This window comes from Hongsoonwoonella zoysiae, from assembly GCF_013266695.1.
GTDB classification, from domain to species: Bacteria; Pseudomonadota; Alphaproteobacteria; order Rhizobiales; family Stappiaceae; genus Hongsoonwoonella; species Hongsoonwoonella zoysiae.
The window spans coordinates 306,677-332,805 of record NZ_JABRXF010000003.1; the positions used below are offsets into that span (position 1 = coordinate 306,677).

Here is a 26,129-nt window from a genome sequence, read left to right on the forward strand (position 1 = left end):
TCGAACAAGAAATGGGCACCGCCGGGCAAATGCGACCGCACCGTGTAGCATCATGCTCTCAAGCGACGCAACTCGGGATTTGGCCCAAGCGGCCTTCGAAACGATCAGTCAACCGCTTCTTCGTCGGCTGAATTTCCCGTCGCACCGCCACCGTCACTTGACCCCGGCTTTTTGGCGGCTTTGCGGCGGCGAAGGTTCGCCCGCAAGGCTTCTGCGAGGCGCTTTTCCTTATCCGCCTTGGCTACGTGTTGCGCATTCTTTTTCCCGCCTTCCCTGTCCATCGGCGCCGCCCATGCTCCAAAGCGTTGATACTGCGCTCCTTCTCTACACCAGGCGATTGTCATCGCAAAAGGACGGTGGAGAAAATCTGCCGCAGGTAAAGGCGGGTTGCTACGGCAGGAATGTCCACAGTTCGCGCTTATCCGGGCTTGCGCCGCATCGGACGTTGTGGCAAAAGCGCTTGCGTTCAGCGGAACAAATCCGCTGGCGGCCATTCAAATAGGGTGGAGTTATTCCTTCGCACCCGCCAACAATGGCAACAGGCGCGCTGCCGTAGCTCAGGGGTAGAGCACTCCCTTGGTAAGGGAGAGGTCGAGAGTTCAAATCTCTCCGGCAGCACCAGTTTTCCTAAAAGAAAATCAAAGAGATACTGAAAGTTGGCGAGCTGGATATCCGCTCCAACTGCGCCACGCTTCCCAGCAGCTTATGGATCTGTAAACCTTTGGCTCTTGGCCCAGGGCGGGGAAAACGCGGGAGCCCAGAAGATCAAATCCCAAATTTGTCGCGCAGGCGATAAATCAGCACCGATGGTGCGAGAAACCAAGGATTTCCGTTGTAAAGTGGCCTTGTCGGAAAGGATATCCTCTCAAAGGCGGATGGAAGCATCTCACGCCCCGCAGCCTTCAGCCCCATTCGCATTCCAAGGTAGCTGGCCATGCCGACGCCGGACCCGCAGTAGCCCATGGCGTAGTAAAGACCATTGTCATCACCGCAATGGGCAAGCGTGTCGAACGTATATCCGACAAAGCCCATCCAGGAGTGGCGGACTTTGATATCCTTCAATTCGGGAAAAAGCGCGACCATGTCCCGGTGCAGCTTGACGGCGCTTTTCCTCGGGTCCGTCTCGCTCAACGACACCCGCCCACCGAACAGAACCCGCTTCCGGTCGGGCGAAAGCCGATAGTAGTAGACCAGCTTCCGGGTATCGGAGATGACCCGATCGGTCGGAAACAACCTGTCCACCAAGCTTGAGGCAATCTCTTCCGTGGCGATGACATATGATCCTATCGGGATGATCCGTCTACGGTGATACGGAGATAGCGGCCCTGAATATCCATTTGTGGCGACAATGACTTTGCCGGCCTTGATCCGGCCGGCTTCTGTGCGAACCGCAAAACCTGTCTTGAGGCGCTCGATCGAAACCACCTTGGTATGGTTTTTCACAAGCGCGCCAGCTTCGAGGACGCGTTTCAACAGTGCCGGGTGGTATCTACCCACATCGATACTGCAATGGCGCGGAAAAACCATTCCCCCGTGATAGGCATCGGACCCGATCTCCGAGGCCATCTCTTCTTTGGGCACCATGAAGGCATCCATTTTCCATACCGGATGTCCCGCCTCGCATTCCCGAGCGAGCTTCTCGTAGAGGTGGGGTAGATGGGCACCGTGAAATCGCCCCACCGCTTTGAAATCGCAATCGAGGCGCTCTTCGCGAACCAGTCGATGCATATAATCGAGGGAAGCCTGCCCCTCTTTCAGGATATCCGCTGCGATTTCGGAGCCGTAGCGGCGTCTAAGCGCTGAAAAGGTGGGCTTTACGCTGGTTGAAACCTGGCCTCCGTTGCGCGTGCTGCAGCCCCAACCTGCCGCCTCGGCATCGAGGACAAGAGTCGACATCCCCTCGCGAGCGGTTTGCAGCGCGGCATTAAGACCGGTGTAACCTGCCCCGATAACGACGACATCAGCTTCCGGCGTAAGGTTGCTCGCGTTGAGGTCGACCGGCTTTGCCGTTTCCCACCAATAGGGCTCGGGCTTGAAGTCCTCCGTGAACAGTTCCGCGCCCTTCATGTGCCTTACCTTTAAATATCCTGATGATCCTGCAGGATGAGATCAGCCCCCTTTTCGCCGACCATTATTGTCGGCGCATTGGTGTTGCCTGATGTCATCGCCGGAAAAATGGAAGCGTCGACCACGCGCAACCCCGTGACGCCGTAAACGCGCAGCCTGGCATCGACAACATCCTCATCCGGATTTGGCCCCATGCGACAGGTGCTGACGGGGTGGAAGACCGTCGAACACCTGCTTCGTATGTCTTCCTGCATTTCCTCATCGCTCTGCACTTTAGGGCCCGGCAAGATTTCTTCTTCGATCACCGCCTGCATCGCCGGCGCCGAAGCGATCTTGCGCATAACCCTGCAACCTTCAACCATCTCGATGAGATCGCGGTTGGTGCTGAGCGAATTGGGATGGATTTCCGGCGCATCCAAAGGATCGCCGGAACGCAAGGTGATCCGCCCCCGGCTGGTCGGCCGCGTCGGCTGAATTCCAAGCAGAAAACCCGGAAACGGATCCGGATTCATGAGCGGGCGCTTGCCTTTCGGCGCTTTTGTGTAACTGACGGGTGAGAAATAAAGCTGCATATTGGGCCGACTTTCGCCTGGATTCGTTTTTACGAATCCTCCAGCCTGATTGACGCTGAGCGAAAGCGGCCCTCGCCTCGTTGCGACATAACGCATGCCTTGCAGAAGCTTTCCCCACCAGGGATTGAGCTGATTGTTCAGCGTAGGCACCTTCGACCGGTAGAGGTAATCAAGCCCCAGATGATCCTGAAGATGCCGGCCCACACCCTTGCGCTCCACGGCAACTTCGATGCCATGCGCCCTCAATTCTTGCGCCCCCCCGATACCGGAAAGCATCAGAAGCTGGGGAGAGTTCACGGCACCGGCGCTGAGAATGACTTCACGACTAGTTCTGATGGTCGCTTGCTTGCCATCGCGGAGGAAAACGACGCCGACCGCGCGGCGTCCTTCCATCAGCACCTTCGTGGCATGGGCGTGAGTGAGGATCGTCACATTGGGCCGCTTCTTCACTGAGGAAAGATAAGCCCGCGCGGCGGACATCCTGAAGCCCCCCTTCGCCGTGATCTGGTAGCAGCCGACACCTTCCTGGTCCGCGCCATTGAAATCGGCGTTGTGCCTGAAGCCCGCCTGCTGCCCCGCTTCCAGAAAGACATCGCAAAGCGGATGCAGGTCCCGCTTCATGGTCGAAACGTGAAGCGGGCCGCTGCCCCCTCGAAATTCCGAAGCGCCGGCGTCGTTGGTTTCGCATCGCTTGAAGTAAGGCAATACGTCCTCCCAGCCCCAGCCGGGGTTACCCATCGCCTTCCAGTCGTTGAAGTCGTCGTGCTGACCTCGGATATAAACCATGGCATTGATCGAACTGGAACCGCCCAGAACCTTGCCTCTCGGCCAGTATCCCTTGCGCCCGTTCAGCCCTGGATCCGCCTCGGTCTCATACATCCAGTTAATCTTGCGATTGTAGAACGCCTTGCCATACCCGATCGGCATCCAGATCCAGAAATTCAGATCCGATCCGCCCGCCTCAAGCAGGCAAACCGTGAATTTGCCATTTTCCGAAAGCCGGTCTGCAAGCACCGAGCCGGCAGAGCCGGCCCCAACAATGACGAAATCGAATTCGCGCATCGGTGCGTGGCCTATCTGGAGGATTTGTCGCGCTGGACAAGAATGGAAAGGAGCGCAAGCAGGCCCGAACCGACCATCAGGAAGAAGGAGACTGCGTTAAGCACGGGAGTGGAACCGACCTTCGCCATGCGGTCATACATGGTGATCGTCAGCGGAGCCTCGGAACCGACCAGAAACAGGGTCGTGTTGAAATTCTCGAATGAGACGAGGAAGGCCACGATGCCTGCCGCAATCATCGCGGGGCGCAGGAACGGCAGGGTGATCGTGCGCAATACACGTGCACGACTTGCACCGAGATTCAGCGCCGCCTCCTCCATCGTTTCATCGAATTTCTTGAGGCGCGCCGTGATAACCAGTGACGTGATGGTGGTGATGAAGGAGAATTGACCTAACACAACGAGGAAAATGCCTGGCCGCAGGAACTCCAGTTCGAGGTCGAGGTTGTTCTCAAGATAGTTTGCCGTGTCGCTTGCCAGCACCAGGATCGAGATACCCAGAATGACCCCCGGAATCACGAGCGGAATGACCATCACGATGTAGAAAAAGTTCTTTGCCGGAAACCGTCCGCGCACGAACAGAAAAGCGTTGGTTGTCCCGACAAATACCGACAGCGCCGAAACCGTGACCGCGATCACAAAAGAATAATAGAGCCCCCTCAGGAGACGCCGGTCATGAAACATGCCGAGTTTGGGTTCGGTGTCGTTGAAAAACCAGTCAAGCGTGAAGCCCTGCCAGGGAAGAGCGGGAAACAGGCTGTCATTGAAGGCGAAAGCGCCCGCCGCAATGAGAGGTGATGCGAGGAAGACGAAGAATACCGCCACATAAAGGCGGAATCCCCAAAGGAACGGCGTGGATCTGTTTTGTGCAAGCATCGCTCGTCCTCCTCAGCTCTTGGCAACGGTGTTGGCAAGAGTCTGACCGCTCAGCTTCAGGCCAAGCCAGATGACGGTCGATGTGAAGAGCAAGAGCAAAATGCCGAAGGCAGCGCCCGCCTCCCAGTTAAATCTCGTGATGAACTGATTGTATATCTGTTCGGTGAACCAGCTTGAGTTCTTACCGCCAAGAAGGATCGGCGTGAGATAGGAACCCGCAGTCAGCATGAAAACCACGATGCAGCCGGAAACGATACCGGGCATCGCATAGGGGACGATGATCCGGCGGAGCACGGTGAAGCCGTTGCCGCCGAGATTGTATCCCGCCTCGATCATCGAATTGTCCATTCCGTCGAGCGTCGAGACGAGCGGCACGATCATGAAAAGCATGACCGTGTAGACCAGACCGATAATCACTGTCACATCGTTGTAAAGAAACTCGATCGGTTGATTAACGATCCCGGCCCATTGCAGGAAAGAAGATATGACGCCGGTTTCCCGCAACAGCAAAATCCAGCCGAAGGCGCGTATCAGATCGCTGACCCATAGCGGGATAAGACAGATCAGAAAAAGCGCGCCGCGCGTGCGATTGCTCGCTAGCTTCGCGATGTAATAGGCGATGGGAAAACCAATCAAGAGCGCCAGTGCCGTCACCAGGAGCGACATGGAACCCGTGCGCAGCAACGTGTTCCAGTAGATCGGTTCATTGATGAAATCCAGATAGTTGGCAAAACCGAACTCATAGACGCGCGGGGCTACTTTCTCGCGCAGGGAAAGCCTGATCATGCCTATATGCGGCAAAACGACCAGCAGCGCGATCCACAGAGCGAACGGCGCGAAGAGAAGGATCATCGCAAGGCGCCTGAAATCCTTTTGAAGCATCAGGCCGCCCCCCGGGAAGCGAAGCACATGGCCTGCCTGGAAGACCAGAAGAGATACACATTCTCTCCGGGCCTGATGTCGTTTTGGCCCGTCAATGTAACATCGGCCTCGATGAGCTCTCCCTGCGGGCCACGCACGAGAACGCGGCTGTTCGCGCCATTGAAAAGCAGGCTGTCGACGATGCCTTCCATCCGGTTATCGCCGGTCGCAGCCGCGTCATCGGCATCGGCATCGGTTTGGCGGACCGCATGGATGAATTCCGGACGCACGAAAATTTCGACACTTGCCCCTTCCGGGATATTTTCACCACCAGCGGCGGTAAAGGCCATTTCGAGGCCTTGTTCGGTTTCCACCTTCCCGCCACTGCCGTCGCTGGATTTCACCCTGCCGGACCAGCGGTTGCTGTCGCCGACGAACGCCGCGACGAACGCCGTCTTCGGACGGTGATAAAGATCCTGAGGCTTGCCGATCTGCTCGAACTGGCCCTGGTTCATAATGGCGACATGATCCGACATCACCAAAGCTTCCGACTGATCGTGCGTAATGTAGATGAAGGTCGTGTTGAACTGATGCTGCAAAAGCTTGAGCTCGATCTTCATGGCCTCGCGCAGCTTCAGGTCAAGCGCGCCCAATGGCTCGTCGAGCAAGAGAACGTCGGGATCGAGCACCATGCAGCGCGCGATTGCAATCCGCTGCTTCTGGCCGCCCGAAAGCTGGTGGATTTCCCGTTCTGCCACATCTGGCAGGGCGATACGCTCCAGTACGTCATGTACCTTCCGTTTGATTTCCGCGTTTCCCACACCATTGCAGCGCAGCCCGTAAGCGATGTTCTCATAGACATTCATCATCGGGAAAAGGGCTAGGTGCTGGAACACCATTTTGACGTTGCGCTTGTTCGGCGGAGTGCCGAGAACGGAGCGACCCTTGATCTTGATGTCCCCGCCACTCGGCTCCTCGAAGCCTGCGATCATGCGCATCAATGTGGTCTTGCCGCAGCCGGAAGGCCCGAGAATTGAAAAGAACGAGCCGCTCGGAATGTCGAAGGAAACGTCGTCCACGGCACGAATGGAGCCGAAAGACTTGGCAATATTGATGCATTCCAGATCGTACATCGGGGAAGTCGTCATGAGGTGGTGCCACTTGGATGGGGACAGGTAATTGGGGGACGCCGCCGGGTAGCGGCATCCCCCATCTGAAAAGGGCCGGCGTTCCGCCCGCGGATGGCATGAACGTGCCGAAACCCGACGCACCGAAGCGATGCGTCAAGGCTTAGCAGGGCTCAGCCGCCGGTTGCCGCCTTGATCTTCTCAAGCGTACGGCCTTCCATGTCCTCGACACCCGGAGGAATGTTGGCGAAGAACTTGAGGTTATCGATATCGGCATCGGTGAAGGCGGCATTCACAGCGGCCTTCTTGTCTTCCGGAAGCAGGTCCTTGGCTCCCTTTACGGAAGCAATCGCCCCCGTGCTGGCGGACATGATGGTCACGTTTTCCGGCTGCAGGACGAAATTGATCCACTTGTAAGCGGCATCGTCCGCCTTGCCCTTGGCCGGGATCGCGAAAGTGTCGATCCAGGCAAGCGCCCCGGTTTCCGGGGGAATGAAGACGATATTCTGGTTCTGGTCGTAGAGCTTGTAGGCGGTGGAATCCCATGTTTCGGATGCCACGATTTCACCGGACAGCATCATTGCCGACAGATCGTCGCCGCTGTTCCAGTAAGCCTTGATATTGTCTTTACACTCGATCAGCTTGTCCGCAACCTTGTCCAGAATTTGCTGATATTTCTCAAGGTCCGAATAGGCGGCGAACGGATCCTCACCCATCGCGAAGGCAGTGCCGAGCAGGATCGTGCGCTTCAGGCGCATCGACGTCTTGCCCTTGTACTGCGGATCGCAGAGGTCGTCCCAGCCCTTGAAGTCAGGGGCCTTGGTCTTGTCGGCCATGAGGCCAGACGTGCCCCACTGGTGCGGCACGGCATAGACTTCGCCATCGATCGTCGTGTTCGCCTTCACACCATCGAGCAGCTTGGCCTGCATGGCGTCGGTGTTGATTTTCGAAAGATCGAGCGGCTTGTAGATTTCATACTCAAGCTGCGCCGCATAGATACGGTCATGGCTTGGCTGAGCCAGGTCATAACCCGCCCCGCCCGTGGCACGCAGCTTGGCGATCATTTCCTCGTTGTTGGAGAAAGTGACCTCAACCTCGATATCCGGGTATTCTTCCTCGAACTTCTGGATCAGCTCTTCCGGAGCATAGGAGCCCCAGGTCAGAAGGCGCAGCGTTTCCGCCTGCGCGGTGCCGGCGCCCGCCAGCATCGTTGCAGCCAGCAAACTGGCGACAGTCATCTTGATCCGCATTATTTCCTCCCTTCAACCCAATCCACACCGTCTATTTGTTCTAGGCAAAAGCTTAGGGTCTGGGCTGTAAAATATATCCTTTACAGATAATCTTACAGTCCAATCCGGCACGCTTCATCGTCGACTTGAGCGATGAAACCGTTTCGTATCAAAGCAGGTTTCTTTGAAGCGTGCATACACCTTTTCGTATTTCATCCGGCGATATGCTGCCGAAGCCGAGGCTTCGCGAAGCACCGGTTGCCGCGGGAGAATGCCGCCGTGAGCCTTTGTTGCGCCGCCAGTTCCTTGCCCACATATGCTCCGGTGCCGACGCGGGGTTCCAGAAGCGCCTTGGCAATAATTCACGCGACCCGTTGTAGAGCTGGACCGAAACCCGCCGGGCGGTGGATTTATCGATCCGGGCCGAGGATAGCAGGGCACCGGCGCGGCGTTTCATCGGGCCTGATGATTGGTATCGCAATTTCCGCAAAACGGACCTTTTATGAAGGCCAATCGCTGATATTTTGGCAAGCCTGAATCCATCTCGCTTCCGGGCGCGCCAAAAAAGTCCAGATCAGCCATGAAAATCCGCTCGATAGAGACCTTCACCAATGAGTTCGTCTGTTTCCTCCGCGTGACAACAGATACGAACACGCAAGGCTGGGGTCAGGTCGCACCGTATTATGCGGATATCACGGCCGAGGTTGTTCATCGGCAGGTCGCGCCATATGCGCTCGGTCATGATGCTCTCGATATCCCGCACCTGATGGAAATCATTCCCGAGCGCGAGCATAAATTTCCGGGCTCTTACCTGCGCCGCGCCATGGGTGGCCTCGATACCGCGCTTTTCGACCTCCGCGGCAAGCTGGAAGGCAAGCCCGTTTGCGAACTGCTTGGCGGAACGCCGGGCAGGATACGGGCATATGGTTCATCCATGAAGCGGGACATCACACCGAACGATGAAGCCTATCGACTGAAAAAGCTGCAGGACGAACATGGCTTTACCGCTTTCAAGTTCCGCATCGGCGCCGAATGCGGGCGCAACCAGGACGAATGGCCGGGCCGGACAGAGGAGATCGTGCCGACAATGCGCAAAGCTTTTAGCGACGATACGGCCCTCCTCGTCGACGCCAATTCCTGCTACTCGCCGGAAAAGGCGATCGAGATCGGCAGGTTCTTGCAGGACAACGGCATCAGCCACTACGAGGAGCCCTGCCCCTATTGGCATTATTACCAGACCAAGCAGGTAACCGACGCACTGGATATCGACGTCACTGGCGGCGAACAGGATTGTTCGCTCGTGGACTGGCAACGCATGATCGACGATCGCGTCGTTGACATCATCCAGCCGGATGTCTGCTATCTGGGCGGTATGGTAAGAACCCTGAAGGTGGCTCAGATGGCGCATGAAGCCGAGATCGCCTGCACGCCCCATTCCGCCAACCTGTCACTCGTTACGCTTTTCACGATGCATTTGCTGCGGGCAATTCCCAATCCCGGCAAATACCTGGAATTCTCGATCGAGGGGGAGGATTACTATCCATGGCAGGACGGCCTCTTCGTATCCTCGCCTTATGATATCGAGGACGGTCATGTGGTTGTGAGCGATGCCCCAGGCTGGGGCGTTGAGATCAATCCCGATTGGCTTGCCCGTTCCACTTACAAGATCAGCGAGGCTCAGGCCTGATCATGTCGAGCGCCAGAACACTCGCGGCCGAAGTACTGCGCTCCGGTACCCTGCACGGTTTGCCGGAAGGCCATTTCATTGATGGTAGTTTCACAAAACCCTCCCACAACCGGACCATGGAAAGCTTCGATCCCGGGCGGGGGGGGGAGGCATTCGCGTCCTTCGCCGCCGGTACTGTTGAAGATGTCAACAATGCCGTGGAATGCGCTCGAACAGCATTCGAGAGAGGTTGGCGCGACACGCCTCAGGTCGAGCGTGCCCGTATCCTGCGCCGTGCCTCCGACCTGATCCTGGAAAATCTGGATCGTTTGGCGGTTGCCGAAAGCCTCGATAGCGGCAAGCCTCTGCAGGAAGCGCTTGGCGATGTGCGCGGCGCTTCGCGTACATTCGAATATTACGCCGGCGCCTGCGACAAACTGCAGGGAGACAGCTTTCCCTTGGGCCTGACTATATGGGTTATTCGATACATGAGCCGGCCGGCGTAACCGCGCATATCATTCCCTGGAACTTTCCGATCTCCACGACCGCGCGTGGCATTGCACCAGCACTTGCCGCAGGATGCACCGTTGTCGCCAAGCCGGCGAAGCAAACGCCCTTTACCGCGCTGCTGCTCGCGGAACTTCTGGCAAAAGCCGGGCTGCCTGCCGGCGTCTGCAATATAGTCACGGGAACAGGCGCGGATGTCGGCACCCCGCTTACGCGCCATCCGCAAGTCGACCACATCACCTTCACCGGTTCCGTCCAAACCGGGAGAGCCGTCATGAAAGCCGCGGCGGACGAAATAACTCGCGTCGTTCTGGAACTTGGTGGAAAGTCTCCGGTCGTCGTCCTGAAGGACTGCGACCGTGAACAGGCGCTCGCTGGCGTCATGGGCGCGATTTTCGAGCACGCCGGCCAGATTTGTTCGGCCGGATCACGACTTGTGATCGAACGCGAAATCCACGCTGAGTTCGTCGCAGAACTTATTGCCCGCACGAGAGCTCTCAAACCGGGGCACGGATTGCGCGAACCCGATCTCGGCCCGGTCAATTCCGCCCAACACCTTGAGAAAATCGCCGGCTTCGTCGAACATGCGAGGGCGGCAGGTGCCAATATCGCAACGGGGGGTTCGGCGACGAGCGATCCTGAAACAGGTAAGGGATGGTTTTTCGAGCCCACTATCATCGATGGAGCGGCCCCTGCCGACGAAGTCGTTTGCGAAGAGATATTCGGGCCCGTTCTGACGATCCAGATAGCCGAAGATGGCGATCATGCACTGGCGCTCGCCAACGACTGCCAATATGGGCTGGTTGCCGGCATCTACACCCGGGATTTTGTAAAAGCCCACCAGTTCGCACGGAAAACCGACGCGGGCCAGATCTACATCAACGAATATTTCGCAGGTGGCATAGAAGTTCCCTTCGGAGGTAACAAAAAAATCCGGTTTCGGCCGTGAGAAAGGCATCGAGGGATTGAAATCCTACTGCAAAACCAAGAGTATCGTTGCGAAAATTTCCTGAAAATCGCTGGACCCCATTGCTTGCTCGGAATGCCCCCTAAAAGCGGCCGCAACCTGCAGGCGCTTGCGCGAATTGTTGTTCTGGGCGATAAATTGCCAATTGCGTGCACATACACGCTTTCGAATAGATTGTTGCCGCACTTTGTAAAAAGCAGGCCAAGCTGGTTGCCAGAATCGCGGTCGGATAGGCGAAACGTGATCGGCACCCCGAAATCCGGAGTTGAAACCCGTATGAAGAAATCAGGTTATCGGTCGGCCGCGTGCGTTGTGATAGCGGCATCCCTCCTTGCCGGTTGCGCCGGCATTCCAGGATTGTCCTCGCTCGGCAACGGTCAGGACGGCGCTTTCGCGCATGAGGGCAAAACCTGGATCGTCACCGATGACACCGTACAATCCAAGATTGTTACGTCTCCCTCCGGATTGTCCTTTGGTTTTTTCGGGGCCTCTGACGAAAGAAGCACGCGCAGGCAGATCGCCCAGGCGTATTTGAACGAGCAAGGCCGGGAGAATTGCTTTGCTCTCGATACGAAGAAGATCTCTTCGTCCGAATATGAAAGCCAGTATATCTGCGCCTGATTTCATTTCGCATCGCGTCGGCGGAGATCGTCACCTTCGCGACAGGTATGATTTGATGATGTCGCCTGGCGAACGGGCTCCATCGTCAAACTCAATGGGCGTTTCCGCCCTGTTTGCGACAGTCGTTTTCCGGCTGAATTCGCTCAACCCATGCCGAGGATTTGCCGCACCTCGAACGCCGTGGCCAGGGTGCGGTCGAACCTTACGGCTTCTTGCGCGGCAGAACGCACCAGCGCTGCATTGTTTTCAGCCGTGGTCCCGTCAGGCAGCAAGGTGTTGTTTTCAAACCCTACCCGCGCATGGCCGCCCAGAATTGCGGCCAGAACCGTAGCCTTGTGCTCAAGGTCCCGGAATGCGCAGACGGACCAGATATCGCGCTCTTGGGCAACCTGCAGGAAATCGACAAGATCGCGCGCCGACGCCGTACCCGCTTGTGAATAGCGCCCAAGGACAAACAGAAGAAAAGCTTCTTCAAAAGGAATTACACCTTTGTCGCGCAGCGCGTGAAAACGCCTCAGGTCGTTCGCATCGTAGACGATGAATTGCGGCGCAACATGACTGGCGAGCATCCAGTTGAAAAGCGCCGCAGCTTCCGCTTCATGCTCTTCGTCGGGAATGATCTCCCTGACGGCGAGAGAAACGGCTTCGGCGCGAACTTCTCGCACGAGTTTTATCTGTTCAGCGGCCGTATAGCGTCCGACAGCTTCCGTCGTGATCTGCACGACGAGCCTGTCGCCCACTTCCCTGCGGATCGCCTGTGTCACCTGGGAGTAAGCGGCGGCATCGAGGAGATGCGCACCGGCCTTGTCACGCACATGTACGTGGATCATCGAAGCGCCTGCCTCACAAACCTCGGCGGCCGTGCGCGCTATATCGCTGGCGGTGATTGGCAGAGCCGGGTGATCGCTCGGCATCTTCCGCGCGCCGTTCGGAGCGGACATCAGGATCATGCGCGTCGCGCCGGTCCGTATTTTTTCGCCAGCCATCCCTAGAAATCACCCCTTTGTAACGCCGAAGCATACCAAGGCGGAAATTAAACCTGTTGCTCGAGGAGCCTCAACCCGCGAGTTTCAAGTATTGGGCGTTATGTGGGAATTTTACAGAAGGCCGCCGAAATCAACCGAGCGCCAGGCGCTGACCATCCTGACCGTCCACACCCTGCCAGATTTTCTGGCGATTGCGAATCTCGCGCGGGGCCGGACCGAAGTAGCTCGGTGTCTTCACAAAATCGCGTGGGTGCATGATGACGCTCGAAACACGCTGATAAAGCGCCTTTGCAGAAATCGGCTTGGAGAGAAGCTCATGCACACCCAGCCGTCGCGCCTCTATGATACGGCTTCGCTCCGTATGGCCGGTGACCATAATGATCGGAATGTAGGCGAACGGATTTTGCGGACTGCGGATCATGCGCACCATATCCGCGCCGTCCAGGATCGGCATGACCCAATCGAGGATGAGAATATCCGGGTTTGCGCGCTCCATCGCCTCGAGGCCCGACGCGCCGTCTTCGGCTTCGACGATCCGCCTTGCGCCAAATCCCTGCAACATCGTACGCAGGATCGTGCGCATGTAGGCACTGTCCTCAACCAGCAAAAACGTCAAAGATGCAAGATCCAGACTCAACGCGAGCATCCTCCTTCAGCCGGGACGATGGCATCTAAGTCTGAAAAAGCGGTTATTCGGCCCGAGAAAAATTCGAAGACCTGCATTAATCTTTTCCACGCGGCGTCCGAGGGTTGACGCAAGAACTTCAAGGCAATCGCCGCTACATAGGCAAACCTGCACGACCTGCCGTTAACATCGCGTTTTCGCGATAGACCGTAAAAAATCGTTTATCGAGCGCCGCCGTGCCCATTGCGTTTCGTTTCGCTTTCGTCGGCACCGTTCTTGGCATCGGGAAGGTCATCGTCGCTGAGGATGCGCCATTTCGCACCTTCCAGGTCATCGAACTGTCCGGATTTCAGCGACCAAAGGAACGCGCCAAGGCCAAGAAGCCCGAGAAAAAGCGCAATCGGAACGAGATAGATAAGGACATCCATCAGCCCCGGCCCCCCCGTCCGGCCTGACCGAAACGAAGACGAAGCGCATTGGCCGTCACCACGACCGAGGAAGCCGACATCGCAAGTGCGGCAATAAGCGGCGTGACGAAACCGAGAACGGCGAAAGGAACAGCAATCACGTTGTAAAGCGCCGAGAAACCGAGATTCTCGACCATGGCCCGTTTCGAAACACCGGCGATATGCAGGGCGTCGGCAACCGGCGCAAGATGTTTGCCGAGGAAAACCGCATCGGCTGCGGACTGGCTGATGTGTACGGCCGTGACCGGCGAAATCGAAACATATGCGGCGGCAAGTGCCGGTGCGTCGTTGAGGCCGTCGCCGACCATCAGAACCTTCCGTCCCTCCCGCGCAAGTTCATCAAGGCGGGTTATCTTGTCGCTCGGCGATTGTTCCGCGCTCCAGCGGGTCACACCGAGTGCTTTCGCAACAGCCTCGACAGGAGCCGAACGGTCGCCGGAAAGGATTTCGACTTCCAGCCCCTTCAGCTTGAGACGGTCGATCGTCTCGCGTGCGTCCTCTCGCAGTTGCTGCTGAAGCCAGAAGAAATGGCTGTTCCCGTCGCCATCGCGGTAGACGATCAGCGATGCGCCGTCCCTTGCTTCGGGCTTGTCCATCATGCTGGCCGGGTCAACTCCGCAAAAAAGAGCGCTGCCGAGACGAATTTCCCGGCCTTTCCCATCAATGGCGTGCACACCGCTGCCGGATACTTCGGCAGCATCCGTATGGGGGTGTTCTGCCCCGCTTGCCGCAGCAAGGGATGCGGCCAACGGATGATGGCTTGAAAGGGCCAGTCGGCCGGCCTCCTGGAGGGTCCGGCTCGAAATATCCTTCTGGTTGATGAGCTCCGGTATTGCGAGCGTCAAAGTGCCCGTCTTGTCGAAGACCACTGTATCCGCATCGGCAAGGCGTTCGATCGCATCGCCGGAGTTCAGCAATACGCCCGAGCGGAAAAGCAACCCGGAGGCGACCACCTGCACGGCGGGGATAGCCAGACCGAGCGCGCATGGGCAGGTGATGATGAGTACGGAAATCGAAACGACAACCGACTGCTGCCATCCCGCCCCGATCAAGAGCCAACCGGCGAAGGTCAGACCAGCCGCCAGATGCACCACGGGCGCATAAAGGCTGGCAGCCCGGTCGGCCAGCCGCACATAGGTCGATTTCGCCTGGGCCGCGGTTTCAAGCAGGCGGTTGACGTCATCAAGCAGCGTCTTGCCGGAAGCGGCGGTCACCCTGACGGTCAGATTGCCCGAGGCGTTAAGTGTGCCAGCATAAACGGTTTGGCCCGCGCAAACCGCCTTGAGCGCCGTTTCCCCGGTGACGAGACTCTGGTCAATCTCGGAAGCACCCTTCTCCACCACCCCGTCGAGTGGCACGCGTTCGCCGGCGCGTACAAGCACGCATTCACCTGGCTCCACCTTCGAAAGCGGCACTTCCCGCACCGTGCCGTCATCGAGCAGCTTTGCCGCGCTCTCGGCCTTTAGTGCCGCGATATTCTCCGCGAAAGCCCGCGTGCGCCGCCTCATGCCGTGGTCGAGGTAGCGGCCGATCAGCAGGAAGAAGAGCAGCATAACGGCAGATTCGAAATAGGCGTGCTCCGCATGCTGGGCTGTCTGGACGATTGAAAGAAACACCGCCAACATAACGCCAAGGACGATCGGCACATCCATGTTGAGACGCCGTCCCTTGATCGCCGACCATGCGGAGCGGAAGAACGGTCTCCCCGCATAGGCAGTCGCAGGCAGCGCGATCAACGCCGAAAGCCAGTGAAAGAAGTCCCGCGTTTCCGGCGTGATGTCGGTTGCGTTGCCCGACCAGACTGAGACGGAAAGCAGCATGATGTTCATCGCCGCGAAACCGGCGACTGCCATCGCCCGCAGAAGCTCGCGCCCCTGCGCATCGCCTCGTTCACGAACCTCCGCCGGGTCGAAAGGATGCGCGGCATAGCCAAGCCGCGACAGCCGGTCGACAATCGTCTGCGGAGCGGTCTCGCCTTCATTCCAGTCGACGGAAAGCCTGTGGCTCGTCAGGTTGAGCCGCGCATTCTTCACGCCTGGCAGGCCGGCCAACCCGCGTTCGATCTCCACCATGCAGGCCGCACAGGTTACGCCCTCCACGGCAAGGTCCATATGCATCGCGCCGTCATCGGCCACGCTGACGAAAGAGTCCCAATCGCGCTCATGCACACTCATGAAAGCCGCCTTGCGTGCGCCGTTCACTCGGCAGAAAGGAACATGCGGTTGCGGGAACGAAAGACGACGCCATCGGCGCCTTCCGCTTCCAGTTCCAGGATCCACCGCCCTTCGCTCACTCCGGATGCAATGCCCGTGTAGCTTCCGCTCTCGCCCTCGCTCAGCGTGACTGTACGATACGCTTGTGCACTCGCGGGGCGGATGAAGGTCGCCGTAAAAGCAAGTCCGCTCAAGGGAGAGCCGGCCTCGTCTCTGGCGAGGATCCCGATGTCGGCGGTTCCGTCCGCGCGCCGCTTGACATTTGCTTCCACGCCCCAGTGACGCTTCGCCTGCTCCTTCGAGGCGGCGATCTCCTCATTATAGGTGAGGCCGGCCTTGTAGGAGCTTTCAACGGCGACACCGGGAAAAGAGCCGAGCGCCAGCCATATGAAGACGGCATTCGCCGCGAAGATCGCACCGAAGAAACCGCAAAGCCAGATCAGGACAGTGCGTCCCGTCACTCGCCTTTCCTTGTTCTTGAGCCCGGGTGCTGTGCTTGCTTGCATGGTCGTTTCCGTAATTCCTGCCTAACCAAGGCACCCAAATCAGGGCGCCTTGAAGAAGTCGCTTGCCGTTGCTTCCTCGCCTGAGGAAAGCTCAAAGATGCGGAATGTTACCGGCGTCGATTTTGGCATGGTGACACCTTCCGGGGAGAAGACAAGCACGCGCACTTCGCGGGTCTGGTCGCGGCCGACGGTCACCACCGGCTTGCCGTCCACGGCCTTGTCCACGCCGACCACCTCGATTCTGCTATCGTCCGGCATCCCTTCAACCGAAAGGACGAAGTCCCTCGCCGAAGGCTCCTTGTTGAGGAAGCGCACGGTATAGCCGTTGCGCACCGTGCCGTCCGACTGTTCGACGTATATCGGGTTGCGGTCATGCAGCACATTTATGCCGGCAACATCGCGCGTGGCGAACGCGAATGCCATGATCGCTGCAACGCCGAGGATGATCACCGCGTAGATGATCGTGCGCGGCCGGACGATGCGATAGGTCGCCGGCAAGCCTTCGGCGCGGCGCTTGATATTATCGTCTGTGTCATAACCGATCAGGCCGGTCGGCTTGCCGATCTTGGTCATCACCGTGTCGCAGGCATCGATGCAAAGACCGCACTGGATGCAGTCGAGTTGCAAGCCCTTGCGGATGTCCACTCCCGTCGGGCAGGCGTGGAGACACTGATAGCAGTCTATGCAGTCGCCGGCTGGCTGTCCCTGAGCCGTCAGTTTCTTGTTTTCCTTAAGAGAACCGCGCGGCTCGCCCCGGTCCCAGCGATAGGCGACATTCAGCGCGTCGTCATCGGTCAGCGCCGCCTGTATGCGCGGCCATGGGCACATGAAAACGCAGACCTGCTCACGCATGTGGCCCGCAAGCGTGTAGGTCGTAAATGTCAGGATCGCGATCCACGCATAGGCCGCCATGGCAGCCTGGCCCGTGGCGAGATCGACCACCAGAGTCGGCGCGTCGGCGAAATAAAGGACCCAGGCGCCGCCCGTCCACCACGCGATCATCAGCCAAAGGAAATGCTTGGCGCCTTTGCGCGCCACTTTCTGGGCCGTCCAGGGCTCCTTGTCGCGGATCATCCGCTCGCGGCGGTCACCTTCCAAATGGCGCTCAACCCACAGGAACAGGTCGGTCCAGACCGTTTGCGGGCAGAGATAGCCGCACCACAAGCGCCCCGCAACGGCGTTCATGAGAAAGAGAGCCATGGAGGCAAGGATCAGGAGGCCCGTGATGTAGTAGACTTCCTGAGGCCAAATCTCGATGAAGAAGAAATACGCGCGCCGCCCGGCAAGATCGATCAAGACCGCCTGGTCCGGCGCATCCGGCCCCCGATCCCACCTGATGAAGGGCGTAAAATAATAAATACCGAGCGTGACGAAGAGCAGTGCCCATTTGATCTTGCGGAAGGTGCCTTCCACAGCCATAGGATATATTTTTTTGGCCGACGCGAACCAGGTGTCCTCGTCTTTCGGTGCGGCAACCGGTTTCATCTGAGCGTTCATCCTACCGTCCGTTCTTCGCTCTATCGACGGCAAGCCCCTCGCGTGCCGACATCGAGATGGTGAGAGCGCTTTCGCCCGACCCCGCTGCGCCCATTCCCGGCAGTAAATACCTGCCTGGGAAAGGTTTTGCCGTGTGACAGGTTGGCCGCGCGACGATCCGTCACGGCTTGAACCCGTTCGCCAGCATGTGCGCGATCAACGAGGCACACCCTTGCCGCGATCACTATTCGAGCGTGGGCGCTGCGACATTGACAAGTGTCAATCCACGCCCTCCCGGCCGGTCACACACGCGTTATCGCGACGCCTCTGAATTTAGCCCAATACGTTGAAGTCAAACGTTTTCCTCGCCCCTCCTAATCATCGCGCAAGAGCGCTCAACCAACCGCGTCAAATCGGCTGAAAATGTTCGGTGCCCGGCATTTCGTTAGGATACCATGGAAGCTGTCCGAATATCGAACCGAAGAAGTTCGAGTCGTACAGAAAGGTCTTTAAACAGGGGGAGTTGCTTCCATGAAGTTCTATAAAAGCGGAACGGGCATTGCGGCGGCTGCGGGAATGCTTGTGCTATCGGCGGCAAATGCTTACGCCCATCCGCTCGACGGTCTAAGCGAGGCCGAAATATCGCAAGCTGTCCAGCTTCTGAAAAGTAGCGGCAACGCGGGCGACGATACGCTCTTTCCCTACATAACTTTGAAGGAGCCGGAAAAATCCGTCGTCCTTGCCTGGAAGGAAGGCGATCCCGAACCGCGTGCGGCCACTGTTCATTTCAAGACGCCTGACGGTGCGTTCGTCGCGGAAGTCGATCTTGCCGGCGACAGTGTAGTCTCCATCGAGCCTGCCCCCGGCGAGACAATGATACTGCTCGCCGAATTCCTGACGGCCATGGAACTTGCCACCGGCGCGCCGGAATTCGTCGCGGGGCTGGAAAAGCGCGGCCTGACGGCCGATCAGGTCTTCTGCCTGCCCCTGACCGCAGGTCGCTTTGGCCTGCCGGAGGAGGAAGGCCGCCGGCTCATGAAGGTTCCCTGCTATCTCCTGCCGGAAGGCTCGAATTTTTATGCCAAACCGATCGAAGGGCTTTATGCGGTCGTGGATCTTAATGCGCGCGAGGTCGTGGAGGTTTTCGACACCGGGGCGGTACCCGTTCCAGAAGATCCGTGGGGCTATACCGATGAAGAGGTGGAAAGGCGCACAGGCGCGCTCCGTCCGCAGATGAACGCGGCGAAGCTTTCCCAGCCGGAAGGCGCAAACTTCACCGTTGAGAGCGGCTTCGTGAACTGGGACATCTGGCGCTTCCGCGTGCGTGTCGACAAACGGCCTGGCGTCGTTATCTCGAATATAGACGTGAATGACGACGGAGACTGGCGCTCGGTGCTCTATCAGGCGCATTTGTCGGAAGTTTTCGTTCCTTACATGGACCCGGATGAGGGCTGGTACTGGCGCACCTATATGGATAGCGGAGAGTATGGATTCGGTATCTTCCTGACCCCGCTGCGCGCCGGCGTGGACTGCCCGGCCTATGGCACATACCTGCCGGCGGTCGTGCATCAGGATGACGGGTCGCCGCTCTCAATCCCCGATGCCATCTGCATCTTCGAGCGAAATATCGGTGACCCCGCCTGGCGCCACTATGAGATCTTCGCCCAGTCGGAGGATCAGGCCGTGCCGGCGGAAGGCCGCCCCGCCACCCAGCTTGTGGTGCGCTCGGCTTCCGAGGTCGGCAATTACGATTATCTTGTCGACTACATCTTCCATCAGGACGGGCGGATCGACGTCATGGTCGGCTCCACCGGTCTGGATGCGGTCAAGGGTGCGGCCGCGAAGTCCATGAACGACGAAGGCGCCGAGGACGAAACCCGTTTCGGCACCTTGATCGCGCCGAACCTTATCGCGCCCAACCACGACCATTACTTCAACTTCAAGCTCGATTTCGACGTCGACGGGCGGAAAAACACCTTCATGCGCACCGGGCTTGTCGCCGGCAATCCGCATGACGAGGCACTTCGCCGCTCGTTCTGGGTGACGGAGACCAAGCTCGCGAAGACCGAGATGGAAGGGCGATACAAGATCAACCCGTCAACGCCGGCCATGTACCATGTCATGAACATGAACGCGGAGGGATCGCTCGGCCACAAGCCAGGCTACATGATCGTGCCCAACAACAGCGTCGCCTACGGTCCGCTGGACTTCGCGGCCGATCCGCCTATGAAGCGCAATGCCTATATCGAGTATACGATCTGGAATACGCCCTATAATCGCGACGAGCGCTATGCGGGAGGCGAATTCGCCTTTCAGAGCGATGGGTCGGATACGCTTGCGGCATGGGTCGAGAAGGACCGGCCGATCGATAATACCGATGTCGTGACATGGTACACGATGGGCTTTCACCACATACCCCACACCGAGGATTGGCCGGTCATGTCCACCATGTGGAAAGGCTTCATGCTCAGACCTTTCAATTTCTTCGATCACAACCCTGCTCTGACGATCAGAACGCCTGAACGATGAGGCATTGCAGGCAGGCCATATAAAAAGGGCGCCCGTCGGCGCCCTTTCGCCATTGCGTTATGCGTGAATGTTACTGACCGCCACCCAGGGAGTGCACGTAGACGGCAAGCGACTTGACGGTGGCGGGCTCGAGCCTGGGAGCCCACGCCGGCATGACACCGTTTCGGGGATTGTTCACCTGGTTCTTGATGGCCTCGATGGATTTTCCATAAAGGTAATTCGAGCCGGTAAGATCCGGCGCGCCAAGCTCCTGCATGCCCTTGCCGTCCTCGCCGTGGCATGCGGCGCAGTTGTCGATATAGACGGTCAGGCCCGCATCCAGGTCGACGCCGTCTTCAGGTTCGAGCCCGGCGATTGAGCCGACGTAGTTGGAGACCTGCGTCACTTGCTCATCATCGAGGATCCCGTCGCGGCCGAATGCCGGCATATCGCCGAATCGCGCTTCGTCGTTGCCGTTGCGCACACCATAGCTGATCGTGTGGTGGATATCGTCGAGCGTACCGCCCCAGATCCATTTGTCATCCTGCAGGTTCGGATAACCGATCGCGCCCGTCGCGCCCGATCCATGACAAGGTGCGCAGTTGTCGCCGAAAGCCGCCTGGCCGCTCGCCATGGCGAATTCGAGGAGTTCCGGGGTCGAACGGATATCCTCAAGCGAGGCATCGATAAGTTGTTCGCCCGTCTTCGCGCGCTCCTCAAGCCCCGCGTTATAGGCTGCAAGCGCATCCGCGCGTTGCGATGCGCCGATAACGCCGGCCGTGTAGCTGGAAATCAACGGCCAGGACGGATAGACAACCCAATATCCGACCGCCCAGACAACGGTCGCATAGAAGATATAGAGCCACCATTTCGGAAGGGGGTTGTTGAGTTCCCTCAGCCCATCCCATTCGTGGCCGGTTGTCTCCACCCCGGAGATGGTATCGATTTCCTTGGATTGTGTATCAGCCATCGATCAATCCTCCCGCAGGGGGATATGTGCGGCCTCGTCGAAGCGCTTGCGGTTTTTCGGCCACAAGGCGTATGCGAGTACGCAAAGAAAAAGGATTACGAAGTAGACAAGGCCCCAGGTCTGCGCGAAGGAAGCCATGGCAGTGTAGGATTCGTTCATCGCCCACTCCTCAACGCAGGTTTGCTTTGTCGTCGTAGATGGAGAAGTCGACCAGCGTACCCATCATCTGCAGATAGGCGATAAGGGCATCCATCTCCGTCACTTCTCCGGGGTTTCCGTCAAAGTCCCGAACGATTGCATTTGGATAACGCTCCAGGAATGCGTCGACATCGTTGCCTTCGGGATCGGCCTGGGCCCGAAGGTCGAGCCTGGCGTTGTCGATCTGCTCCTGCGAATAGGGAACGCCCGCCACTGCATTGGCTTCGAGGTGTGCCGAGATTTCCCGGTCTTCCACCTTCGCTTCGGACAGGAACGGATAGCCCGGCATGATCGATTCAGGCACGACCGACCGCGGATCGATCAGATGGTCGAGGTGCCATTCGTCGGAATATTTGCCGCCGACGCGGGCTAGGTCAGGGCCTGTGCGCTTGGAGCCCCACTGGAACGGATGATCGTACATGGATTCCGCCGCCAGAGAGAAGTGGCCGTAGCGCTCGATCTCGTCGCGCATCGGCCGGATCATCTGCGAGTGGCAGAGGTAGCAGCCTTCGCGGACGTAGACGTTGCGTCCGGCCAGTTCCAGCGGCGTGTAGGGACGCATGCCCTCCACTTTCTCGATCGTGCTCTTGAGATAGAAGAGCGGCACGATTTCCACCAGGCCGCCGATCGCAATGACGATGACGATGCCGACGAGCAGGACGAAGGACTTCTTTTCGAAGATTTCGTGCTTTTTCCAAAGCGACATGTTTTTGCTCCCCGTCTTCACTCGGCCGGAGCCAGGGCTTCGCCGGAAGCCGTCTCGGCTTCTTCGGCCTCGCCGTAGCGGACGGTCATATAGAGGTTGTAGGCCATGATCAGGCTACCGATGACGAAGAGCGCTCCGCCCATTGCCCGGATCACATAGAAGGGATGCATGGCCTCCACGGTTTCGATGAAGGAATATTCAAGGAAGCCCAGCCGGTCATAGGCGCGCCACATCAGGCCCTGCATGATACCCGACACCCACATGGCGCAGATGTAGAGCACAATGCCGATCGTGGAGATCCAGAAGTGCCAGTTGACGAGCTTGAGGGAATAAACCTGACGCTTTTTCCAAAGCCACGGAATGAGGCAGTAGAGAGCGCCGAAGGAGATGTAGCCCACCCAGCCGAGCGCGCCGGAATGAACGTGGCCGATTGTCCAGTCGGTATAGTGTGACAGGGAGTTGACCGAGCGAAGCGACATCAGCGGCCCTTCGAAGGTCGACATGCCGTAGAATGCGACCGACACCACCATCATGCGCAGCACCGGGTCGGTTCGAAGCTTGTCCCACGCGCCCGAAAGCGTCATCAGGCCGTTGATCATGCCGCCCCAGGAGGGCATCCACAGCATGATGGAGAAGGTAGCGCCGAGCGTCGATGCCCATTGGGGCAGCGCCGTGTAATGCAGGTGATGCGGGCCGGCCCAGATGTAGAGGAAAATCAGCGCCCAGAAGTGGACGATCGAAAGGCGGTAGGAATAGACCGGCCGGTCGGCGCGCTTGGGGATGAAGTAGTACATGATGGCCAGGAAGCCTGCCGTCAGGAAGAAGCCGACGGCGTTGTGGCCATACCACCATTGAACCATGGCGTCCTGAACACCGGACCAAAGAATGTAGGACTTCGTGCCGAACACCGAGACCGGGATCGTCAAGTTGTTGACGATATGCAGCATCGCGATCGTGACGATGAACGCCAGGTAGAACCAGTTCGCCACGTAGATGTGCGGCTCCTTGCGCTTCCACAAGGTGCCCATGAAGACGAGGAGATAGACCACCCAGACGATCGTCAACCAAAGGTCCGCATACCATTCCGGCTCCGCATATTCCTTGGACTGCGTGGCACCCAGCAGGTAGCCCGTACCGGCAATCACGATGAAGGCGTTGTAGCCGAGGATCACGAACCAGGGCGCGATGCGGCCCGGCATGCGGGCGCGACAGGTGCGCTGCACGACGTAGAACGACGAAGCCAGAAGGACGTTGCCGCCAAAGGCGAAGATAACCGCCGACGTATGCAGCGGACGCAGCCTTCCGAAATTGGTCCACGGCAGATCGAAGTTCAACACGGGATAAGCAAGCTGCAGTGCGATTATCAGCCCGACCGTGAAGCCAGCAACGCCCCAGAACACAGCGGCCCAAGCGCCGAATTTGATCGGCCCGAGGTTATAGTTCGGCTTGCCGCCGACCTCCTGCGGGATATCGACCCCGCCGTCGTCAAAATAGTTCTTGAAGATGATGAACGCGCCGGAGGCCGCAAACAGCGCGCCTATCGAGGTGTGAAACGCCATCACCTGGTCGTAGGTCTTGCCGGCGATGATTACGCAGGCAAATGCGAGCACGAGAAGGAAAGCGGCGAAGAAGCCCTCCTCGAGCGTGAGATATTTGGCTTTTGCTTGAGCCATTTTTTCGCGCCCCAAGTCCTTTGGTCCCGATTGGATCAAGCCGACTTATGGCCGAGCGGTGCGAACCCGCCTTGATCCAGGTCAACACGACTACGTCCGAATGGCGATGGTTGCATGAATGCCATTCGCCGCTGCGACGAAATGCGCAACCTGAAACGCTAACGATACGAACAGGATACAAATTTGCCGCTACGTCAGAAAACTATCGCCGAGAAACATCGCGCCCGCAACTAAAGGCTGAAGGGGAAGTTTCAGGCGCCGGCAGTCTGCCTTGGTCCAAGAACGATGCGGGTGACAATGGGAAGAAGCAGGACCATCCCGATGTAGCGGGCAAGCTGATGGCTCGCGACGAAGGCCGGATCGAAGTTCAGGATAAAGGAAAGCAGTGTCATCGCCTCCAGCCCGCCCGGAGCATAGGCGAGCAGCACCTGGCCGAACGGCAGGCCGAAGGCTTGCGACACCAAGTATGACGCGATCATGGATATTCCGAAACCGACTATGAACGCGCCGACGGAGGCCGCAAGCAGCTTCATGAACATGGAAAGGTTTGTATTGCCGAAGCGAGCGCCCACCATGCAGCCGAGCGCGATATAGCAGGGAATCACCATCCACTGCGGCAGAGCCACCGGAAAGACGCCGAAGGCGTTAAGCCCGGAACTCATGAAAAATGCGCCGGTCAGCCATCCGCCCGGCAAGCGCAACCTTACCGCGGCAATACTCGCGGCGATGCAGAGCAAGAAGATGACCGCCATCTCGCTAGCGTCTGGGGTTGCCTGTGGCGCAGGCGCCGTTATCGGGTGTTCCGTTGTTCCGGAGATGAGCGAGGGCAAAAGCGCGATCAGCACGAAAAGGCGGAAGGACTGCGATACCGCGATGCGCGACAAGTCGGCCGAACGATCCGAAGCCAATGCGAACACGAAGGAGAGCGCGCCGGGGATGGCGCCGAAATAGGCAGCTTCCCGATCCCACTTTCCAACATAGTGAAGGAAGGCATATGTGGCTGCCGTAATCGCCAGCACGACCACGACAAGCGCTGCCATCGTGAGCGGCCATTCGCTTACCCGCTCCACCACGTCCGGCCTGACGCCAGCACCCATCGAAACGCCAAGCACAACGAATATTCCGTCCCGCAAACGGTCGGGAATCATCGTCGGAACCTTCGAAAATGTCCCAACGGCCACAAAAATCATCGCCCCCGACAGCCAGGCCGCCGGCAGGGCCGCCAGATCGAAAATGAACCCGCCCAGCGCGCCGAGAAGGAGCGTGGCGGCCACGCGGGCGAGGACGGGCGATGAGGGCGACAAAAGCGACAAGTTCGGGAACCGGAATCTGGGAGCGACAGCGCCTCTATATAACGCTCTCGTCCGGATGGCATTATTGATTCATATAATCAATATATAGACAGACATTGATTATAAGATCGGGTCTTCCGAGCGTTCCACTACCCCATAACGGCAGCCAAATCCGTCTCCGGAAATCTTGGACTTAAAAGTACATTGCCGGGTATGTTTTCTCGCTCCGCCGAACGTCTCACGGAAGCTCGTTCCTGCAGTTTTTCCAGAAAGCCGGCCAGATGGCGAAACGAATGGAGATCCTGCTCATAACCAGGCGGATAGAGTTGAGCCCAACGCGCACAGGCGCCAAGATAAAAATCCGCCACCGTGAGATCCTCTCCGGCCAGATTTTTACGGCCGCTCTTGCCGAGTTCGCCGTCGACAAGCGCAAAATGATCCCGAACGCGCCTCTGCACGGCTTTCCTAAGCATATCTTCGGCACGCTGCCCGTCCGCGTATCGATGAGCGTAGAAGCCAATCCTCAGATCCGCATGCAAGGTGTTTGAGATATAGAACAGCCATTTCAGCAGTTGTCCGCGCGCGGGTGCACTGGGCAAAGGTGCAAGCCGTCCCGCCTTGTCGGCAAGGTGAAGGATTATGGCGCCGGTCTCGAACATTGGCGCATCCTGATCCTCGTCGATCAGGACTGGAATCAGCCCCTGCGGGTTGAGCGCGCGGTATTCCGGCTTCGTATGTTCCCTGGAAGAACGGTTGAGGAGCACCTCTTCGTAGGCGAGTTCCAATTCTTCGAGTACGAAACGAACGGCGAGATTGGCGCTGTCGGGAGAGTAATAAAGTACAAACGGCTTGGTCATTTGGGTTGATCGAGCTCCGGCCCGGATGGATTTTCCCCGATGATTTGACTCGGCTTGAGCAAAATCAAGGCGCCATCCGCACGTCCATGTCACTTCACCGG

The 26,129-nt window shown here is 58.3% G+C and carries 22 protein-coding genes, 1 tRNA gene and 1 pseudogene; 5 read left to right on the plus strand and 19 right to left on the minus strand.

The window, feature by feature from the left end:
* Nucleotides 1-104: 104 nt before the first annotated feature.
* Complete coding sequence (locus HPQ64_RS17820) at nucleotides 105-494, minus strand: hypothetical protein (RefSeq protein WP_172889645.1); 390 nt, start codon at nucleotides 492-494, stop codon at nucleotides 105-107.
* Between the two features lie 52 nt (nucleotides 495-546).
* Between HPQ64_RS17820 and HPQ64_RS17825 the strand changes: the two genes are divergently transcribed.
* Nucleotides 547-621: transfer RNA gene (locus HPQ64_RS17825), tRNA-Thr, on the plus strand.
* Nucleotides 622-765: 144 nt separating this feature from the next.
* Here HPQ64_RS17825 and HPQ64_RS17830 read toward each other — a convergent pair.
* The 6 genes from HPQ64_RS17830 to HPQ64_RS17855 all read right to left on the minus strand — a co-directional run bounded on the left by HPQ64_RS17830 (nucleotide 766) and on the right by HPQ64_RS17855 (nucleotide 7,811).
* The gene (locus tag HPQ64_RS17830; protein ID WP_172889987.1) at nucleotides 766-2,067 is read right to left on the minus strand and encodes an NAD(P)/FAD-dependent oxidoreductase; all 1,302 of its coding nucleotides are present in this window, start codon (nucleotides 2,065-2,067) and stop codon (nucleotides 766-768) included.
* An 11-nt stretch (nucleotides 2,068-2,078) separates the two neighbouring features.
* Nucleotides 2,079-3,701, minus strand: coding sequence for a GMC family oxidoreductase (locus HPQ64_RS17835; RefSeq protein WP_172889988.1), 1,623 nt, complete (start codon nucleotides 3,699-3,701; stop codon nucleotides 2,079-2,081).
* A gap of 11 nt (nucleotides 3,702-3,712) precedes the next feature.
* Nucleotides 3,713-4,573 (minus strand): ABC transporter permease, encoded by an 861-nt coding sequence (locus HPQ64_RS17840; protein WP_172889989.1) that lies wholly within the window; start codon nucleotides 4,571-4,573, stop codon nucleotides 3,713-3,715.
* Nucleotides 4,574-4,585: 12 nt separating this feature from the next.
* Nucleotides 4,586-5,455 (minus strand): ABC transporter permease, encoded by an 870-nt coding sequence (locus HPQ64_RS17845; protein WP_172889990.1) that lies wholly within the window; start codon nucleotides 5,453-5,455, stop codon nucleotides 4,586-4,588.
* Entirely contained in the window at nucleotides 5,455-6,582 is a 1,128-nt protein-coding gene (locus tag HPQ64_RS17850; RefSeq protein WP_172889991.1) for an ABC transporter ATP-binding protein, read from the minus strand. The genes HPQ64_RS17845 and HPQ64_RS17850 overlap by 1 nt, the downstream gene beginning before the upstream one ends.
* A gap of 152 nt (nucleotides 6,583-6,734) precedes the next feature.
* Nucleotides 6,735-7,811: an extracellular solute-binding protein gene (locus tag HPQ64_RS17855; protein WP_172889992.1), complete on the minus strand. Its 1,077-nt coding sequence runs from the start codon at nucleotides 7,809-7,811 to the stop codon at nucleotides 6,735-6,737.
* Between the two features lie 559 nt (nucleotides 7,812-8,370).
* On the opposite strand from HPQ64_RS17855, the gene HPQ64_RS17860 reads away from it, so the two are divergent.
* From HPQ64_RS17860 to HPQ64_RS17870, 3 genes and pseudogenes are all read left to right on the plus strand, one after another.
* Nucleotides 8,371-9,477, plus strand: a complete 1,107-nt coding sequence (locus HPQ64_RS17860; protein ID WP_172889993.1) for a mandelate racemase/muconate lactonizing enzyme family protein — start codon at nucleotides 8,371-8,373, stop codon at nucleotides 9,475-9,477.
* A gap of 116 nt (nucleotides 9,478-9,593) precedes the next feature.
* Nucleotides 9,594-10,912 (plus strand): annotated as a pseudogene (locus HPQ64_RS17865) (aldehyde dehydrogenase family protein).
* A 258-nt stretch (nucleotides 10,913-11,170) separates the two neighbouring features.
* Nucleotides 11,171-11,551 (plus strand): hypothetical protein, encoded by a 381-nt coding sequence (locus HPQ64_RS17870; protein ID WP_172889994.1) that lies wholly within the window; start codon nucleotides 11,171-11,173, stop codon nucleotides 11,549-11,551.
* Between the two features lie 143 nt (nucleotides 11,552-11,694).
* Here the strand turns inward: HPQ64_RS17870 and HPQ64_RS17875 are convergent, their stop codons facing one another.
* From HPQ64_RS17875 to ccoG, 6 genes are all read right to left on the minus strand, one after another.
* Entirely contained in the window at nucleotides 11,695-12,537 is an 843-nt protein-coding gene (locus HPQ64_RS17875) for a beta-keto acid cleavage family enzyme (protein WP_172889995.1), read from the minus strand.
* Nucleotides 12,538-12,667: 130 nt separating this feature from the next.
* Nucleotides 12,668-13,183 carry a response regulator gene (locus HPQ64_RS17880; RefSeq protein WP_172889996.1) on the minus strand — a complete coding sequence of 172 codons (516 nt, stop codon included), beginning with the start codon at nucleotides 13,181-13,183 and terminating at the stop codon, nucleotides 12,668-12,670.
* Nucleotides 13,184-13,383: 200 nt separating this feature from the next.
* On the minus strand, nucleotides 13,384-13,590 hold the full coding sequence (ccoS, locus tag HPQ64_RS17885) for a cbb3-type cytochrome oxidase assembly protein CcoS (RefSeq protein WP_172889997.1): 207 nt from the start codon (nucleotides 13,588-13,590) through the stop codon (nucleotides 13,384-13,386).
* Nucleotides 13,590-15,803: a heavy metal translocating P-type ATPase gene (locus tag HPQ64_RS17890; RefSeq protein ID WP_172889998.1), complete on the minus strand. Its 2,214-nt coding sequence runs from the start codon at nucleotides 15,801-15,803 to the stop codon at nucleotides 13,590-13,592. Before HPQ64_RS17890 ends, ccoS begins: the two co-directional genes overlap by 1 nt.
* A gap of 23 nt (nucleotides 15,804-15,826) precedes the next feature.
* A complete protein-coding gene (locus HPQ64_RS17895) occupies nucleotides 15,827-16,348 on the minus strand; it encodes a FixH family protein (RefSeq protein WP_172889999.1) in 522 nt (173 codons plus the stop codon).
* 39 nt (nucleotides 16,349-16,387) lie between these two features.
* A complete protein-coding gene (gene ccoG, locus HPQ64_RS17900; RefSeq protein ID WP_172890398.1) occupies nucleotides 16,388-17,767 on the minus strand; it encodes a cytochrome c oxidase accessory protein CcoG in 1,380 nt (459 codons plus the stop codon).
* Between the two features lie 588 nt (nucleotides 17,768-18,355).
* On the opposite strand from ccoG, the gene HPQ64_RS17905 reads away from it, so the two are divergent.
* A complete protein-coding gene (locus HPQ64_RS17905) occupies nucleotides 18,356-20,353 on the plus strand; it encodes a copper amine oxidase (RefSeq protein ID WP_172890000.1) in 1,998 nt (665 codons plus the stop codon).
* A gap of 70 nt (nucleotides 20,354-20,423) precedes the next feature.
* On the opposite strand, the gene ccoP is transcribed toward HPQ64_RS17905, so the two are convergent.
* From ccoP to HPQ64_RS17935, 6 genes are all read right to left on the minus strand, one after another.
* Nucleotides 20,424-21,302 carry a cytochrome-c oxidase, cbb3-type subunit III gene (ccoP, locus tag HPQ64_RS17910; protein WP_172890001.1) on the minus strand — a complete coding sequence of 293 codons (879 nt, stop codon included), beginning with the start codon at nucleotides 21,300-21,302 and terminating at the stop codon, nucleotides 20,424-20,426.
* Nucleotides 21,303-21,305: 3 nt separating this feature from the next.
* On the minus strand, nucleotides 21,306-21,461 hold the full coding sequence (locus tag HPQ64_RS17915; RefSeq protein WP_172890002.1) for a cbb3-type cytochrome c oxidase subunit 3: 156 nt from the start codon (nucleotides 21,459-21,461) through the stop codon (nucleotides 21,306-21,308).
* A 10-nt stretch (nucleotides 21,462-21,471) separates the two neighbouring features.
* Entirely contained in the window at nucleotides 21,472-22,206 is a 735-nt protein-coding gene (gene ccoO / locus HPQ64_RS17920) for a cytochrome-c oxidase, cbb3-type subunit II (RefSeq protein WP_172890003.1), read from the minus strand.
* Between the two features lie 17 nt (nucleotides 22,207-22,223).
* Nucleotides 22,224-23,879 (minus strand): cytochrome-c oxidase, cbb3-type subunit I, encoded by a 1,656-nt coding sequence (ccoN, locus tag HPQ64_RS17925; RefSeq protein WP_172890004.1) that lies wholly within the window; start codon nucleotides 23,877-23,879, stop codon nucleotides 22,224-22,226.
* 251 nt (nucleotides 23,880-24,130) lie between these two features.
* Complete coding sequence (locus HPQ64_RS17930) at nucleotides 24,131-25,192, minus strand: AbrB family transcriptional regulator (protein WP_210260360.1); 1,062 nt, start codon at nucleotides 25,190-25,192, stop codon at nucleotides 24,131-24,133.
* 128 nt (nucleotides 25,193-25,320) lie between these two features.
* Nucleotides 25,321-26,121, minus strand: a complete 801-nt coding sequence (locus tag HPQ64_RS17935; protein WP_172890005.1) for a glutathione S-transferase N-terminal domain-containing protein — start codon at nucleotides 26,119-26,121, stop codon at nucleotides 25,321-25,323.
* Nucleotides 26,122-26,129: the final 8 nt, after the last annotated feature.

What these genes read in the sequence shown, in the direction of transcription:
- ccoO (WP_172890003.1), bottom strand. Translation starts at nt 22,206, where the DNA reads ATGTCGCTTTGGAAAAAGCACGAAATCTTCGAAAAGAAGTCCTTCGTC.
- HPQ64_RS17840 (WP_172889989.1), bottom strand. Translation starts at nt 4,573, where the DNA reads ATGCTTGCACAAAACAGATCCACGCCGTTCCTTTGGGGATTCCGCCTT.
- HPQ64_RS17915 (WP_172890002.1), bottom strand. Translation starts at nt 21,461, where the DNA reads ATGAACGAATCCTACACTGCCATGGCTTCCTTCGCGCAGACCTGGGGC.
- HPQ64_RS17830 (WP_172889987.1), bottom strand. Translation starts at nt 2,067, where the DNA reads ATGAAGGGCGCGGAACTGTTCACGGAGGACTTCAAGCCCGAGCCCTAT.
- HPQ64_RS17860 (WP_172889993.1), top strand. Translation starts at nt 8,371, where the DNA reads ATGAAAATCCGCTCGATAGAGACCTTCACCAATGAGTTCGTCTGTTTC.
- HPQ64_RS17850 (WP_172889991.1), bottom strand. Translation starts at nt 6,582, where the DNA reads ATGACGACTTCCCCGATGTACGATCTGGAATGCATCAATATTGCCAAG.
- ccoG (WP_172890398.1), bottom strand. Translation starts at nt 17,767, where the DNA reads ATGGCTGTGGAAGGCACCTTCCGCAAGATCAAATGGGCACTGCTCTTC.
- HPQ64_RS17905 (WP_172890000.1), top strand. Translation starts at nt 18,356, where the DNA reads ATGAAGTTCTATAAAAGCGGAACGGGCATTGCGGCGGCTGCGGGAATG.
- ccoN (WP_172890004.1), bottom strand. Translation starts at nt 23,879, where the DNA reads ATGGCTCAAGCAAAAGCCAAATATCTCACGCTCGAGGAGGGCTTCTTC.
- HPQ64_RS17855 (WP_172889992.1), bottom strand. Translation starts at nt 7,811, where the DNA reads ATGCGGATCAAGATGACTGTCGCCAGTTTGCTGGCTGCAACGATGCTG.
- HPQ64_RS17820 (WP_172889645.1), bottom strand. Translation starts at nt 494, where the DNA reads ATGGCCGCCAGCGGATTTGTTCCGCTGAACGCAAGCGCTTTTGCCACA.
- HPQ64_RS17895 (WP_172889999.1), bottom strand. Translation starts at nt 16,348, where the DNA reads ATGCAAGCAAGCACAGCACCCGGGCTCAAGAACAAGGAAAGGCGAGTG.
- HPQ64_RS17835 (WP_172889988.1), bottom strand. Translation starts at nt 3,701, where the DNA reads ATGCGCGAATTCGATTTCGTCATTGTTGGGGCCGGCTCTGCCGGCTCG.
- HPQ64_RS17875 (WP_172889995.1), bottom strand. Translation starts at nt 12,537, where the DNA reads ATGGCTGGCGAAAAAATACGGACCGGCGCGACGCGCATGATCCTGATG.
- ccoS (WP_172889997.1), bottom strand. Translation starts at nt 13,590, where the DNA reads ATGGATGTCCTTATCTATCTCGTTCCGATTGCGCTTTTTCTCGGGCTT.
- HPQ64_RS17890 (WP_172889998.1), bottom strand. Translation starts at nt 15,803, where the DNA reads ATGAGTGTGCATGAGCGCGATTGGGACTCTTTCGTCAGCGTGGCCGAT.
- HPQ64_RS17880 (WP_172889996.1), bottom strand. Translation starts at nt 13,183, where the DNA reads ATGCTCGCGTTGAGTCTGGATCTTGCATCTTTGACGTTTTTGCTGGTT.
- ccoP (WP_172890001.1), bottom strand. Translation starts at nt 21,302, where the DNA reads ATGGCTGATACACAATCCAAGGAAATCGATACCATCTCCGGGGTGGAG.
- HPQ64_RS17845 (WP_172889990.1), bottom strand. Translation starts at nt 5,455, where the DNA reads ATGCTTCAAAAGGATTTCAGGCGCCTTGCGATGATCCTTCTCTTCGCG.